The sequence below is a fragment of the Pseudomonas sp. GW821-FHT05D12 genome (assembly GCF_059419825.1).
Map to the genome: position 1 here is coordinate 250,704 of NZ_JBWKSN010000012.1, position 12,916 is coordinate 263,619.

At 63.1% G+C, this 12,916-nt stretch carries 11 protein-coding genes; 9 read left to right on the top strand and 2 right to left on the bottom strand.

Annotation, left to right across the window (positions count from 1 at the left end):
* Positions 1–127: 127 nt before the first annotated feature.
* Positions 128–1,327, top strand: coding sequence for a succinyldiaminopimelate transaminase (dapC, locus tag AC07SI_RS22795; protein ID WP_495006553.1), 1,200 nt, complete (start codon positions 128–130; stop codon positions 1,325–1,327).
* A 12-nt stretch (positions 1,328–1,339) separates the two neighbouring features.
* Here dapC and AC07SI_RS22800 read toward each other — a convergent pair whose 3' ends face one another.
* The gene (locus tag AC07SI_RS22800) at positions 1,340–2,983 is read right to left on the bottom strand and encodes a Na+/H+ antiporter (RefSeq protein ID WP_065903095.1); all 1,644 of its coding nucleotides are present in this window, start codon (positions 2,981–2,983) and stop codon (positions 1,340–1,342) included.
* 267 nt (positions 2,984–3,250) lie between these two features.
* Here AC07SI_RS22800 and AC07SI_RS22805 point away from each other — a divergent pair, with 267 nt between their 5' ends.
* The 4 genes from AC07SI_RS22805 (at position 3,251) to AC07SI_RS22820 (ending at position 6,311) form a co-directional block, all read left to right on the top strand.
* The gene (locus tag AC07SI_RS22805) at positions 3,251–3,559 is read left to right on the top strand and encodes an arsenate reductase (protein ID WP_229999207.1); all 309 of its coding nucleotides are present in this window, start codon (positions 3,251–3,253) and stop codon (positions 3,557–3,559) included.
* Positions 3,560–3,591: 32 nt separating this feature from the next.
* Positions 3,592–4,626 carry a 2,3,4,5-tetrahydropyridine-2,6-dicarboxylate N-succinyltransferase gene (gene dapD, locus AC07SI_RS22810; protein ID WP_106804963.1) on the top strand — a complete coding sequence of 345 codons (1,035 nt, stop codon included), beginning with the start codon at positions 3,592–3,594 and terminating at the stop codon, positions 4,624–4,626.
* 69 nt (positions 4,627–4,695) lie between these two features.
* Positions 4,696–5,901: an aminotransferase class V-fold PLP-dependent enzyme gene (locus AC07SI_RS22815; RefSeq protein ID WP_495006554.1), complete on the top strand. Its 1,206-nt coding sequence runs from the start codon at positions 4,696–4,698 to the stop codon at positions 5,899–5,901.
* Positions 5,898–6,311, top strand: coding sequence for a SufE family protein (locus tag AC07SI_RS22820; RefSeq protein WP_495006555.1), 414 nt, complete (start codon positions 5,898–5,900; stop codon positions 6,309–6,311). Before AC07SI_RS22815 ends, AC07SI_RS22820 begins: the two co-directional genes overlap by 4 nt.
* Before the next feature lie 247 nt (positions 6,312–6,558).
* Here the strand turns inward: AC07SI_RS22820 and tcdA are convergent, their stop codons facing one another.
* Positions 6,559–7,368, bottom strand: coding sequence for a tRNA cyclic N6-threonylcarbamoyladenosine(37) synthase TcdA (tcdA, locus tag AC07SI_RS22825; protein WP_410017420.1), 810 nt, complete (start codon positions 7,366–7,368; stop codon positions 6,559–6,561).
* 217 nt (positions 7,369–7,585) lie between these two features.
* On the opposite strand from tcdA, the gene AC07SI_RS22830 reads away from it, so the two are divergent.
* From AC07SI_RS22830 to AC07SI_RS22845, 4 genes are all read left to right on the top strand, one after another.
* Positions 7,586–10,177 carry a glycosyltransferase gene (locus AC07SI_RS22830; protein WP_495006556.1) on the top strand — a complete coding sequence of 864 codons (2,592 nt, stop codon included), beginning with the start codon at positions 7,586–7,588 and terminating at the stop codon, positions 10,175–10,177.
* A 252-nt stretch (positions 10,178–10,429) separates the two neighbouring features.
* Complete coding sequence (gene dapE / locus AC07SI_RS22835) at positions 10,430–11,581, top strand: succinyl-diaminopimelate desuccinylase (RefSeq protein ID WP_282398232.1); 1,152 nt, start codon at positions 10,430–10,432, stop codon at positions 11,579–11,581.
* Positions 11,581–12,390 carry a putative RNA methyltransferase gene (locus AC07SI_RS22840; RefSeq protein WP_262134481.1) on the top strand — a complete coding sequence of 270 codons (810 nt, stop codon included), beginning with the start codon at positions 11,581–11,583 and terminating at the stop codon, positions 12,388–12,390. The genes dapE and AC07SI_RS22840 overlap by 1 nt, the downstream gene beginning before the upstream one ends.
* A 48-nt stretch (positions 12,391–12,438) precedes the next feature.
* Positions 12,439–12,816 carry a hypothetical protein gene (locus AC07SI_RS22845; protein ID WP_106804969.1) on the top strand — a complete coding sequence of 126 codons (378 nt, stop codon included), beginning with the start codon at positions 12,439–12,441 and terminating at the stop codon, positions 12,814–12,816.
* The last annotated feature ends 100 nt before the right edge of the window (positions 12,817–12,916 follow it).

Consider the following 12,916-nt stretch of genomic DNA (forward strand, 5'->3'; position numbering starts at 1 on the left):
ACACGATCCCTGTGGGAGCTGGCTTGCCTGCGATACGGGCCGCTCGGTGTATCAGCTACACCGACGCGATGCCATCGCAGGCACGCCAGCTCCCACAGGGTCCGTGCCCACCGTGATTGAGGCCCTTATGAACAACGCCCTGAACCAGCTGCAGCCCTACCCGTTCGAGAAATTGCGCGCCCTGCTCGGCAGTGTCACGCCGAACCCGGACAAACGCCCGATCGCGCTGTCCATCGGCGAACCCAAGCACACGTCGCCGGCATTCGTCGCCGAAGCGCTGAGCAACAACCTCGACCAAATGGCGGTCTACCCCACCACCCTGGGCATCCCGGCCCTGCGCGAGGCCATCGGCGCCTGGTGCGAACGCCGCTTCCACGTGCCCAAGGGCTGGCTCGATCCGGCGCGTAACATCCTGCCGGTCAATGGCACCCGTGAGGCTTTGTTCGCTTTCACCCAGACCGTGGTCAACCGCGGCGACGACGCGCTGGTCGTCAGCCCGAACCCGTTCTACCAGATCTACGAAGGCGCCGCGTTCCTGGCAGGGGCCAAGCCGCACTACCTGCCGTGCCTGGACGAAAATGGCTTCAACCCGGATTTCGATGCGGTCTCGCCCGATATCTGGAAACGCTGCCAGATCCTCTTCCTGTGCTCCCCAGGCAACCCGACCGGCGCCCTGATCCCGGTCGACACACTGAAAAAACTGATCGCCCTGGCCGACGAATACGACTTCGTGATCGCCGCCGACGAGTGCTATAGCGAGCTGTACTTCGACGAACAGACCCCGCCGCCAGGCCTGCTCAGTGCCTGCGTGGCGCTGGGTCGCAAGGACTTCAAGCGTTGCGTGGTGTTCCACAGCCTGTCCAAGCGCTCCAACCTGCCAGGCCTGCGCTCGGGCTTCGTGGCCGGCGATGCCGAAATCCTCAAGGGTTTCCTGCTGTACCGCACTTACCACGGCTGCGCGATGCCCGTGCAAACCCAACTGGCGAGCATCGCCGCCTGGCAGGACGAAGCCCACGTGCAGGCCAACCGCGACCTGTATCGCGAGAAGTTCGACGCCGTGCTGGCGATCCTCAAGCCGGTGCTGGACGTACAGGCCCCGGACGGCGGGTTCTACCTGTGGCCGAATGTGAATGGCGACGATGCCGCCTTCTGCCGCGACCTGTTCGTGGAAGAACACGTGACCGTGGTGCCGGGTTCGTACCTGTCGCGGGAAGTCGACGGTTTCAACCCCGGCGCCGGGCGTGTGCGCCTGGCACTGGTTGCGCCATTGGCAGAGTGTGTGGAGGCGGCTGAGCGGATTCGCGACTTTATCCAGCGTCGCCGCTAAGCGCCCCGCAGGTCACTTCACCTGACCCAGGTTCGCCTCGCTCATATCCAGATCCGCCAACACTTCGCGCAATACGTCATCACCAATCTGGTGATGACGGCTCAGGCTGTACAGCTCCAACCGCTGCGCACGCAGGGCCTTGAGGCGCAGTTTGCGTTCAAGCTGATCCATCTGCTGCGCCAGCGCCTGGGCTTCTGCCGAGTCGTTGAACACCTCCAGTTGATGACGATATTCCGACATCAGCCGCGCCTTCAGCTCGGTCGCCAGTGCGGCCTGGGCGGCGTCCGGGGTGCCGCTTTCGGCGGGTTCCTCTGTCTCCAGGGCATGAATTGCGGCCACCGCAGTCTTTTTCCAGGCCTCGCGTACCTCGTTGTGGCGCTTTTCATCCGGGCTTTTTTCGATGCCGCGCAGCAGCAGCGGCAAGGCGATACAGGCGGCAATCAACGACAGCAGGATCACGCCGGCCGCGATGAAGATCAGCAGGTCGCGCTCGGGAAAATCCTGGCCCGGCGCCAGCAACAATGGCACCGACATGACGCCGGCCAGGGTCACCGCACCGCGCACACCGCCGACGGTCAACAGCCAGCAGGAGCGTGCAGTGGGCACCAGGGTCAACTCACTTTTCCCACGCAGACGGCGGAGCAAGCCCGACAGGCGCCAGATGCTTTGCACCCAGATAAAGCGCAACACCACCAGCACCAGGAAAATCGCGATCACGTCCAGGCAGCGATACAACAAGGTCGGCCACAGCGTCGGCTCATGGCTGACCACGGCCTTGATGATGTCCGGCAATTGCAGGCCCAACAGCAGGAAGATCAAGCCATTGAAGGCAAACTCCAGCAGCGACCAGACGCTGCGGTTGAGCAGGCGCGTGCTGGTCTGGCGCGGCAGCAGGTCGAGCCAGCTTTGCATCATGCCTGCGGCGACCGCCGACAGGATGCCCGAGGCGCCGAGGCGTTCAGCCAACACATAGGCGGCAAACGGCAGCAGCAACATGAACACCACGTGGGTCGCCGGGTCGTCCCAGCCTCGCGCGATCATCCAGGCGCGCAGGCGCCCGACCAGCCAGCTCAGCGCCACCCCGACTGCCAGGCCACCCACCGCGACCAACACAAAGGTCAGGCTGGCATCGGCCAACGAGAACACGCCGGTCAACGCCGCCGCCAGGGCAAACTTGAAGGTCACCAGGCCCGAGGCATCATTCATCAGCGCCTCGCCCTGGAGCATATGCATCAAGGGAGTCGGCAAACGGTTCTGGGCAATCGCCGACACCGCCACGGCGTCCGTCGGCGACAGCACGGCAGCCAGGGCGAAGGCCACCGGCAACGGGATCGTCGGCAATAGCCAATGGATGAAGTAGCCAGCACCGACCACAGTGAACAGCACCAGGCCCACTGCCAGCGTCAGGATCGGCCCGCGCAGGCGCCACAACTCGCGCTTGGGCATGCGCCAGCCATCGGAGAACAGCAGCGGCGGCAGGAACAGAAACAGGAACAGCTCCGGGTCCAGCGCCACATGCAACCCCAGCGTGGGCCATGCAAGCAAGGCGCCGGCGGCAATCTGTACGAGGGGCAACGGCAGTGGAATGATGCGCCCGACCAGGCGCGAAACGCTGACCAGCATCAGCAGGATAAGAACGGTGTAGGCGGTTTGCATAACGCGGGTTTCCCGGACAATCGACTTGCAACGACACCTATCAGGCAACAACTGGCCGTTGAAGTGCCATATTACCGGGCTATGTTACTCGCCTATGCTGCGCGCTGGCCTTTGCACAAAAGTCGCACGGTGCTGACGAGAGGCACCCAAACCCGCTGGCCGTGGCATAATCCGTGACCTTTCAGTTTCATTTGTCCAAAGGGGGGCAATTCCTTGACCGTTTCAAGCAAAACGTTGCACCTTTTCGGCATCAAAGCCTGCGACACCATGAAAAAGGCGCGCACGTGGCTCGATGAGCACGGCGTCAGTTATGAGTTCCACGACTACAAAACGGCCGGTATCGACCGCGAACACTTGACCCAATGGTGCAACGAGCACGGTTGGCAGGTGGTTTTGAACCGTGCGGGCACCACCTTTCGCAAACTCGAAGACGAACGCAAAGCCGATCTCGATCAGTCGAAAGCTATTGAACTGATGCTCGCACAACCCTCGATGATCAAGCGCCCGGTGCTTGATCTCGGTGACAGAACCCTGATTGGCTTCAAGCCAGATAGTTATTCGGCGGCCCTCAAGTAGGCCAGCCCTTCCATTTTTGTAGAGGTAACAGCATGTCCAATTCCCTGTTCAGCCTGGGCTTCGGCGTCGGCACTCAGAACCGCCAAGGTGCTTGGCTGGAAGTGTTTTACGCACAACCCTTGCTCAACCCATCGGCTGAAATCGTTGCCGCCATCGCGCCAATCCTTGGCTACAGCGAAGGCAACCAGGCGATCACCTTCACCGTGACGCAAGCCCTGCAACTGGCTGACGCGCTGAAAAGCGTCGACGCTGCCCAGGCCGCGCTGCTGAGCCGCCTGGCTGAAAGCCACAACCCGCTGGTTGCCACCCTGCTGGCCGAAGACGCCGCACTGACCTCCACGCCTGAGGCCTACCTCAAGCTGCACCTGCTCTCGCATCGCCTGGTCAAGCCACATGGCCTGAGCCTGGCCGGTGTGTTCCCGCAGCTGCCAAACGTAGCGTGGACCAGCCAGGGCGCCATCGACATCAACGAACTGGCCGAACGCCAACTGGAAGCGCGCCTGCGTGGCGAGCTGCTGGAAGTGTTCTCGGTGGACAAGTTCCCGAAAATGACCGACTACGTGGTACCGGCCGGCGTGCGTATCGCTGACGCCGCGCGTATCCGCCTGGGCGCCTACGTGGGCGAAGGCACCACGGTGATGCACGAAGGTTTCGTCAACTTCAACGCTGGCACCGAAGGCCCGGGCATGATCGAAGGCCGGGTTTCGGCGGGCGTGTTCGTCGGCAAGGGCTCGGACCTGGGCGGCGGTTGCTCCACCATGGGCACCCTGTCGGGCGGCGGCAACATTGTGATCAAGGTCGGCGAAGGCTGCCTGATCGGCGCCAACGCCGGTATCGGCATCCCGTTGGGTGACCGCAACACCGTGGAATCGGGCCTGTACGTCACCGCCGGGACCAAGGTCGCGCTGCTCGATGAGCAGAACCAACTGGTCAAGGTGGTCAAGGCTCGCGAGCTGGCCGGCCAGCCGGACCTGCTGTTCCGCCGCAACTCCGAGACCGGTGCCGTGGAGTGCAAAACCCACAAATCGGCCATCGAACTGAACGAAGCGCTGCACGCTCACAACTAAGCAGCCACTCGATGCCACTAGCGGGCCGCGCCTTCGGGTTGCGGCTCGCTTATACGAGTCTTGATCACCATGCTTGTGCCCTCCCCCTGGCGCGCCGATTTTCCGGCCATCGCCACCCTGCAACGGCAAGACCAGACCTACCTGGACAACGCCGCCACCACACAAAAGCCCCAAGCCCTGTTGGATGCCATCAGCCATTACTACGCCAATGGCGCAGCCAATGTGCACCGTGCCCAGCATTTGCCGGGTGCCCATGCGACCCAGGCCTTCGAGGACAGTCGCAGCAAGGTTGCGCAGTGGTTGAACGCAGGTGACAGCGGGCAAATCGTGTTTACCCATGGCGCTACCTCAGCGCTGAACCTCTTGGCATATGGCCTCGAACACTTATTCAATGCGGGCGATGAGCTGGTCATCAGCGCCCTGGAACATCACGCCAACCTGCTGCCCTGGCAGCAACTGGCCAAACGTCGCGCGCTTACGCTGGTGGTGTTGCCGCTGGACGCTGACGGCGTGATCGACCTGCATGCCGCTGCCGAGTTGATCGGCCCACGTACACGCCTGTTGGCGGTGAGCCAGCTGTCCAACGTGCTCGGTACCTGGCAGCCGCTGGAGCCCTTGCTGGCACTGGCCAAGGCCCATGGCGCGCTGACGGTGGTCGATGGCGCGCAAGGCATCGTCCACGGACGCCACGATGTGCAGGCCCTGGGCTGCGACTTTTATGTATTTTCCAGCCACAAACTCTACGGCCCGGACGGCGTCGGTGTGCTGTTTGGCCGCAATGAAGCCCTGCATCACCTGCGCCACTGGCAGTTCGGCGGCGAGATGGTGCAGCAGGCCGATTATCACAGCGCCAGCTTTCGTCCCGCGCCGCTGGGCTTCGAGGCCGGAACGCCGCCGATTGCCAGTGTGATCGGCATGGGTGCCAGCCTGGATTACCTGAGCTCACTGGACGAGCAGGCAGTGACCGCCCATGAAGCGGCACTGCATGACTACCTGCTGCGCGGGCTGCAGGCACGCAATGGCGTGCGTGTGCTGGGTGCGCCGCAGGTAGCGCTGGTGAGTTTCGTGGTCGAGGGCGTGCACAACGCCGACCTTGCGCACCTGCTGACCGAGCAAGGCATTGCCGTTCGCGCCGGCCATCATTGCGCGATGCCACTGCTCAAGGCGCTGCATTTGTCCGGGGCCATTCGTGTGTCCCTGGCGCTGTACAACGACTCCGATGACCTGGAACGCTTCTTTGAAGCGCTCGACCAGGCGCTGGACATGCTGCGATGAGCCTGCCGTTGGATGCGGTGGCCGCGCTGGAAGCCTTCCAGGCGGTCGGCAGTTGGGAGCAGCGCGCGCGGATGCTGATGCAATGGGGCGAGCGCCTGCCGCCATTGGCGGATGAGGACAAGGTCGACGCCAACCTGGTGCAGGGCTGTGAAAGCCTGGTGTGGTTGGTGGGACGTTTAGAGGACGACCACTGGCAGTTTGCTGCCAGCAGCGATGCGCGGATGATTCGTGGGTTGGTAGCGTTGCTGCTGGCACGGGTCAATGGGTTGTCGGCCGCCGAATTGGAGGCCGTCGACTTGCCTGATTGGTTCGCACAGCTGGGCCTGTCACGGCAGCTGTCGCCGTCGCGCAGCAATGGCTTGAATGCCGTCTTGCAGCGCATGCGCGAATTAAGCAGTACACAAAACTAAACGTGGGCTGGCTTGCCTGCGAAAGCAGTGTGTCAGGCACCTGATGCATCAACTGACACACTGCCTTCGCGGACAAGCCAGCTCCCACAGGAATTGAGGTGTGGCTCAGGCAACCGGGCAGATGCAGATCAAAGGTGGGAGCTGGCTTGCCGGCGATGCAGGCACTTCGATCTATCAGTCAGACCGCGGTGAGGCTACCGCAGGCAAGCCAGCTCCGACCTTTTAAGCGCGTACTGAGCAGTGAGGCTTACTCAGGCTTGACCCGCTCCGACGGCCTGCGCACGCCGGCTACGATCTTGTCCACGGCCTTGGTCGCCGCCACCATGCCAAACGTGGCCGTGACCATCATCACCGCGCCAAACCCACCCGCGCAGTCCAGTTTCACCCCATCCCCGACAAAACTCTTCTGCAAACAGATGCTGCCGTCCGGCTTGGGATAGCGCAGCTGCTCGGTGGAAAACACGCACGGCACACTGTAATGGCGGGTCACAGTGCGGGAAAAGCCGTAATCGCGGCGCAAGGTGGAACGCACTTTCGAGGCCAGCGGGTCGTTGAAGGTACGGTTCAGGTCACAGACCTGGATCAACGTCGGGTCGATCTGCCCGCCCGCGCCGCCGGTGGTGATGATCTGGATCTTGCGGCGCTTGCACCAGGCGATCAGCGCGGCCTTGGCGTTGACGGCGTCGATGCAGTCGATCACGCAATCGATGGTCGGCGTGATGTATTCGGCCATGGTGTCGCGGGTCACGAAGTCGGCCACCGCGTGCACCGTGCAATCCGGATTGATGCCGCGCAGGCGCTCGGCCATCACTTCGACCTTGGGCTTGCCCACGGTGCTGTCCAGGGCGTGCAACTGGCGATTGCTGTTGCTGACGCAGACATCGTCCAGGTCAAACAGCGAAATTTCGCCCACCCCGCAGCGGGCGATGGCTTCGGCCGCCCAGGAGCCCACGCCGCCAACGCCGACGATTGCCACATGAGCCGCTTTCAAGCGTTCCAGGCCTTCAATGCCATACAAGCGGGCGACGCCTGCAAACCGCGGATCTTCTGTACTCATGACCATTACCCCAAAAACCGGCGCGCATTATGGGCTACGCAGCGGCAAGTTTTAAGCTACAAGTTACAAGTAAAGAACTTAGGTGGTCTTTCGCTGACTAACGTCCGGCTTTTCTCTGTCTGCTATACGCTCAGGGAAGCGCCGGTGTAGGATGCGCGCCGTTCGGCGTAGGCCGACACCTCTTTTCGTTCCACACCCTTTGGAACCCGAAATAGCCATGTCATCGCGTAAATTTGGACTCAACCTGGTGGTGGTGCTGGCAATTGCCGCGCTGTTCACCGGCTTCTGGGCGCTGATCAACCGCCCGGTCACCACCCCTAACTGGCCCGAGCAGATCTCCGGTTTTTCCTACTCGCCGTTCCAGCAAGGCCAGTACCCGCAGAAAGACCAGTACCCGACCGACGACCAGATGCGCCAGGATCTGGCGATCATGAGCAAGCTGACGGACAACATCCGTACCTACTCGGTCGACGGTACGCTGGGGGATATCCCCAAGCTCGCCGAAGAATTCGGCCTGCGCGTGACGCTGGGGATCTGGATCAGCCCGGACCTGGAGCGCAACGAGCGTGAAATCCAGCGCGCCATCGAGATCGCCAACAGCTCGCGCAGCGTTGTGCGGGTAGTCGTCGGTAACGAAGCGTTGTTCCGTGAAGAAATCACCCCCGAAGCGCTGATCGTGCTGCTGGACCGCGTGCGCGCCGCCGTGAAAGTGCCGGTGACCACCTCCGAGCAATGGCACATCTGGGAACATAACCCGCAACTGGCCAAGCACGTCGACTTGATCGCCGCGCACATCCTGCCGTACTGGGAACATATTCCGGTCGACCAGGCGGGCCAGTTCGTACTCGACCGTGCCAGGGACCTGAAGAAGACCTTCCCGAAAAAGCCGTTGCTGCTGTCGGAGGTTGGCTGGCCGAGCAACGGGCGCATGCGCGGTGGTGCTGACGCCTCGCCGGCGGACCAGGCAATTTACCTGCGCAAGCTGGTCAATACGCTGAACCGCCAGGGCTACAACTACTTCGTGATCGAGGCCTTCGACCAGCCGTGGAAAGCCAGCGACGAAGGTTCGGTGGGCGCCTACTGGGGCGTGTACAACGCCGCACGCCAGCAGAAATTCAACTTCGAAGGCCCGGTGGTCGCAATCCCGCAGTGGCGCGTGCTGGCCATCGGTTCGGTGGTGCTTGCGCTGCTGTCCCTGACCCTGCTGATGATCGACGGCTCGGCCTTGCGCCAGCGTGGCCGCACCTTCCTGACCTTTATCGCGTTCCTGTGCGGGTCGGTGCTGGTGTGGATCGGCTACGACTACAGCCAGCAATACAGCACCTGGTTCAGCCTGACGGTCGGATTCCTGTTGGCGCTCGGTGCGCTGGGCGTATTCATCGTGTTGCTGACCGAAGCCCACGAATTGGCCGAAGCGGTCTGGACTCACAAGCGCCGGCGTGAATTCCTGCCGGTTGAAGGGGATTCGGACTACCGCCCGAAAGTGTCGATCCACGTGCCGTGCTACAACGAGCCACCAGAGATGGTCAAACAGACCCTCGACGCCCTGGCCGCCCTCGATTACCCGGACTACGAAGTCCTGATCATCGACAACAACACCAAGGACCCGGCGGTGTGGGAGCCGGTGCGTGACTACTGCGCAACCCTGGGCCCGCGCTTCAAGTTCTTCCACGTCGCGCCCCTGGCCGGTTTCAAGGGCGGCGCGCTGAACTACCTGATCCCGCACACCGCCAAGGATGCCGAAGTGATCGCGGTGATCGACTCGGACTACTGCGTGTCGCCGAACTGGCTCAAGCACATGGTGCCGCACTTCGCCGACCCGAAAATCGCGGTCGTGCAATCGCCGCAGGACTACCGCGACCAGAACGAAAGCACCTTCAAGAAGCTCTGCTACGCCGAATACAAAGGCTTCTTCCATATCGGCATGGTTACCCGCAACGACCGTGACGCGATCATCCAGCACGGCACCATGACCATGACCCGCCGCTCGGTGCTCGAAGAGCTCGGCTGGGCCGACTGGTGCATCTGTGAAGATGCCGAACTTGGTCTGCGTGTGTTCGAGAAAGGCCTGTCGGCGGCGTACTACCACGACAGCTACGGCAAGGGCCTGATGCCGGATACCTTTATCGACTTCAAGAAACAGCGTTTCCGCTGGGCCTACGGTGCGATTCAGATCATCAAGCGGCACACCGCCAGCCTGTTGCGCGGCAAGGACACCGAGCTGACCCGGGGCCAGCGCTATCACTTCCTCGCGGGCTGGTTGCCGTGGGTGGCGGATGGCATGAACATCTTCTTCACCGTCGGCGCGCTGTTGTGGTCGGCGGCGATGATCATCGTGCCAACCCGGGTCGACCCGCCGCTGCTGATTTTCGCGATCCCGCCGTTGGCGCTGTTCGTGTTCAAGGTCGGCAAGATCATTTTCCTCTACCGCCGTGCGGTGGGCGTGAACTTGAAAGATGCGTTCTGCGCGGCCCTCGCCGGGCTGGCGTTGTCCCATACCATCGCCAAAGCGGTGCTGTACGGCTTCTTCACCACCAGCATTCCGTTCTTTCGTACACCGAAAAACGCGGATAACCACGGCTTCTGGGTAGCGATTTCCGAAGCCCGCGAAGAAATGTTCATCATGCTGCTGTTGTGGGGCGCGGCGCTGGGGATCTACCTGGTGCAGGGCCTGCCGAGCAATGACATGCGCTTCTGGGTGGTCATGCTGATGGTGCAGTCGCTGCCCTATGTAGCGGCGTTGATCATGGCGTTCCTCTCGTCGCTGCCCAAACCCGCACCGACGGTTGAGCCGGCAACGGCGGAGTAAAAACTCGCGCAATGCACTAAACGGCGGCCTCTGGCCGCCGTTTTGCTATAAGATAACGGCCGTTTTGTGAGACTTGGCCTGGCCCAATTCCCTGTGGGAGCTGGCTTGCCTGCGATGCAGACGCCGCGGTCTGCCAGGCACACCGCAGCGATGCTATCGCCGGCAAGCCAGCTCCCACATTGGAAGGGTGCCATCCAGGCTCTGAATCCCACCTACGTCCTGCGCCCACGACACGCTTTCCGGAGTTTCCCCATGACGGCCCATGCCGAGCTTTCGCCGACCCTTCAACTTGCCATCGACTTGATCCGTCGCCCCTCGGTGACGCCGATCGACGCCGACTGCCAGAAGCTGATGATGCAGCGCCTGGGCGACGCCGGTTTTGCACTGGAGCCGATGCGCATCGAGGACGTGGACAACTTCTGGGCCACCCATGGCAAGCATGATGGCCCGGTGCTGTGCTTCGCCGGCCACACCGACGTGGTGCCGACCGGCCCGGTACAGGCCTGGCAGAACGACCCGTTCGACGCGCTGATCGACGACAACGGCATGCTCTGCGGGCGTGGCGCGGCGGACATGAAAGGCAGCCTGGCCGCCATGCTGGTGGCCTCCGAGCGTTTTGTCGCTGACTACCCGGACCACAAGGGCTCGGTCGCCTTCCTGATCACCAGCGATGAAGAAGGCCCGGCGCACCACGGCACCAAGGCCGTGATCGAGCGCCTGGCCGCGCGCAAGGAGCGCCTGGACTGGTGCATCGTCGGCGAACCGTCGAGCACTACGCTGGTGGGCGACGTGGTCAAGAATGGCCGTCGTGGCTCTCTCGGTGCCACCCTCACCGTGCGCGGCGTGCAGGGCCACGTGGCCTATCCGCACCTGGCAAAGAACCCGATCCACCTGGCGGCCCCGGCGCTGGCGGAACTCGCCGCCGAGCATTGGGACGATGGCAACGCCTTCTTCCCGCCGACCAGCTTCCAGATTTCCAACCTCAATTCCGGTACCGGCGCGACCAACGTGATCCCTGGCGACCTGACTGCGGTGTTCAACTTCCGTTTCTCCACCGAATCCACGGTAGAAGGCCTGCAGCAACGCGTCGCGGCCATTCTCGACAAGCATGACCTGGACTGGCACGTGGAATGGGCGCTGTCGGGCCTGCCGTTCCTGACCGAACCGGGCGCGTTGCTGGATGCCGTATCGGCCAGCATCAAGGCGATCACCGGTCGTGAAACCAAGGCCTCCACCAGTGGCGGCACGTCCGATGGGCGCTTCATTGCGACCCTCGGCACCCAGGTGGTCGAGTTGGGCCCGGTGAACGCGACGATCCACCAGGTCAACGAACGCATCCTGGCCAGCGATCTCGATGTGCTGACCGAAATCTACTACCAGACCCTGATCAAGTTGCTCGCCTGATGCTTGCCTGCCCCATTTGCAGCGCACCGCTCAACGCGGTGGACAACGGCGTGGCGTGCCCGGCCGGGCACCGTTTCGACCGTGCCCGCCAGGGTTACCTGAACCTGTTGCCGGTGCAGCACAAGAACAGCCGCGACCCGGGCGATAACCTCGCGATGGTCGAGGCGCGCCGGGACTTCCTCAACGCCGGGCACTACGCCCCGGTGGCCAGGCGCCTGGCCGAACTGGCTCGCGAACGTGCACCGCAGCGCTGGGTGGACATCGGCTGCGGCGAGGGTTACTACACCGCGCAAATCGCCGATGCCCTGCCCCATGCCGACGGCTATGCCCTGGATATCTCCAAGGAAGCGGTCAAGCGCGCCTGCAAGCGCAATCCGGCACTGACCTGGTTGATCGCCAGCATGGCCCGCGTGCCCTTGGCCGATGCCAGTTGCCAGTTTATCGCCAGCGTATTCAGCCCTCTGGACTGGCAGGAGGCCAAACGCCTGCTCAGCCCAGGCGGCGGCTTGATGAAGGTCGGCCCTACCGCCGGCCACCTGATGGAGTTGCGCGAGCGTTTGTACGACGAAGTACGCGAGTACACCGACGACAAGCACCTGGCCCTGGTGCCGGAAGGCATGAGCCTGGCGCACACTGAAACGCTGTCATTCACCCTGAGCCTGGCCGAGCCCAAGGACCGCGCCAACCTGCTGGCCATGACGCCCCACGGCTGGCGTGCGAGCGCCGAGCGCCGTGCCGAGGTGATCGAAGCGGTCGAGCCGCTGCAGGTCACGGTGTCGATGCGCTACGATTATTTCGTGCTTCAATAACCGACTTTTCCGCGAATGGATTTTCGAATCCCGCAACGAGGAACATCCATGCGCCAACCCGATATCGAGATTTACCTGAAGGACGCTGACGTCGACCACAAGGCCATCGCCGCCTGGCTGGGCGCCGCCCTGGGCCCTTGCACCGACTGGGTCCAGAAGGGCCAGACCTACAAGTGCACGGCCGGCAGCGTGCCGGTTACCTGGCTGCCGAAAGCCGTGGGCAAGTGGAACAGCCTGTACCTGGAAAGTGACCAGACCCCGTGGGAAGACGACATCGCCTGCGCCCGCGCCGCATTTGCCGCGCTGAACGTCGAAGTGCGTTGCGCACCGGGTACGTGGGTAGAAGAAGAAGGTGAGGAAAGTGCCGACACCTGGATTCGCATCAGCGCGGACGGTGAAGAGCAGATCACCTGGAAAACCGCCTGAACCTGAAGTGTGAACCCCATCAAACTGTGGGAGCGGGGGGGGGGGGGGGGGGGGGGGGGGGGGGGGGGGGGGGGGGGGGGGGGGGGGGGGGGGGGGGGGG

What these genes read in the sequence shown, in the direction of transcription:
- AC07SI_RS22800 (WP_065903095.1), bottom strand. Translation starts at nt 2,983, where the DNA reads ATGCAAACCGCCTACACCGTTCTTATCCTGCTGATGCTGGTCAGCGTT.
- AC07SI_RS22845 (WP_106804969.1), top strand. Translation starts at nt 12,439, where the DNA reads ATGCGCCAACCCGATATCGAGATTTACCTGAAGGACGCTGACGTCGAC.
- dapC (WP_495006553.1), top strand. Translation starts at nt 128, where the DNA reads ATGAACAACGCCCTGAACCAGCTGCAGCCCTACCCGTTCGAGAAATTG.
- AC07SI_RS22805 (WP_229999207.1), top strand. Translation starts at nt 3,251, where the DNA reads ATGAAAAAGGCGCGCACGTGGCTCGATGAGCACGGCGTCAGTTATGAG.
- AC07SI_RS22815 (WP_495006554.1), top strand. Translation starts at nt 4,696, where the DNA reads ATGCTTGTGCCCTCCCCCTGGCGCGCCGATTTTCCGGCCATCGCCACC.
- tcdA (WP_410017420.1), bottom strand. Translation starts at nt 7,368, where the DNA reads ATGAGTACAGAAGATCCGCGGTTTGCAGGCGTCGCCCGCTTGTATGGC.
- AC07SI_RS22820 (WP_495006555.1), top strand. Translation starts at nt 5,898, where the DNA reads ATGAGCCTGCCGTTGGATGCGGTGGCCGCGCTGGAAGCCTTCCAGGCG.
- AC07SI_RS22840 (WP_262134481.1), top strand. Translation starts at nt 11,581, where the DNA reads ATGCTTGCCTGCCCCATTTGCAGCGCACCGCTCAACGCGGTGGACAAC.
- dapD (WP_106804963.1), top strand. Translation starts at nt 3,592, where the DNA reads ATGTCCAATTCCCTGTTCAGCCTGGGCTTCGGCGTCGGCACTCAGAAC.
- dapE (WP_282398232.1), top strand. Translation starts at nt 10,430, where the DNA reads ATGACGGCCCATGCCGAGCTTTCGCCGACCCTTCAACTTGCCATCGAC.
- AC07SI_RS22830 (WP_495006556.1), top strand. Translation starts at nt 7,586, where the DNA reads ATGTCATCGCGTAAATTTGGACTCAACCTGGTGGTGGTGCTGGCAATT.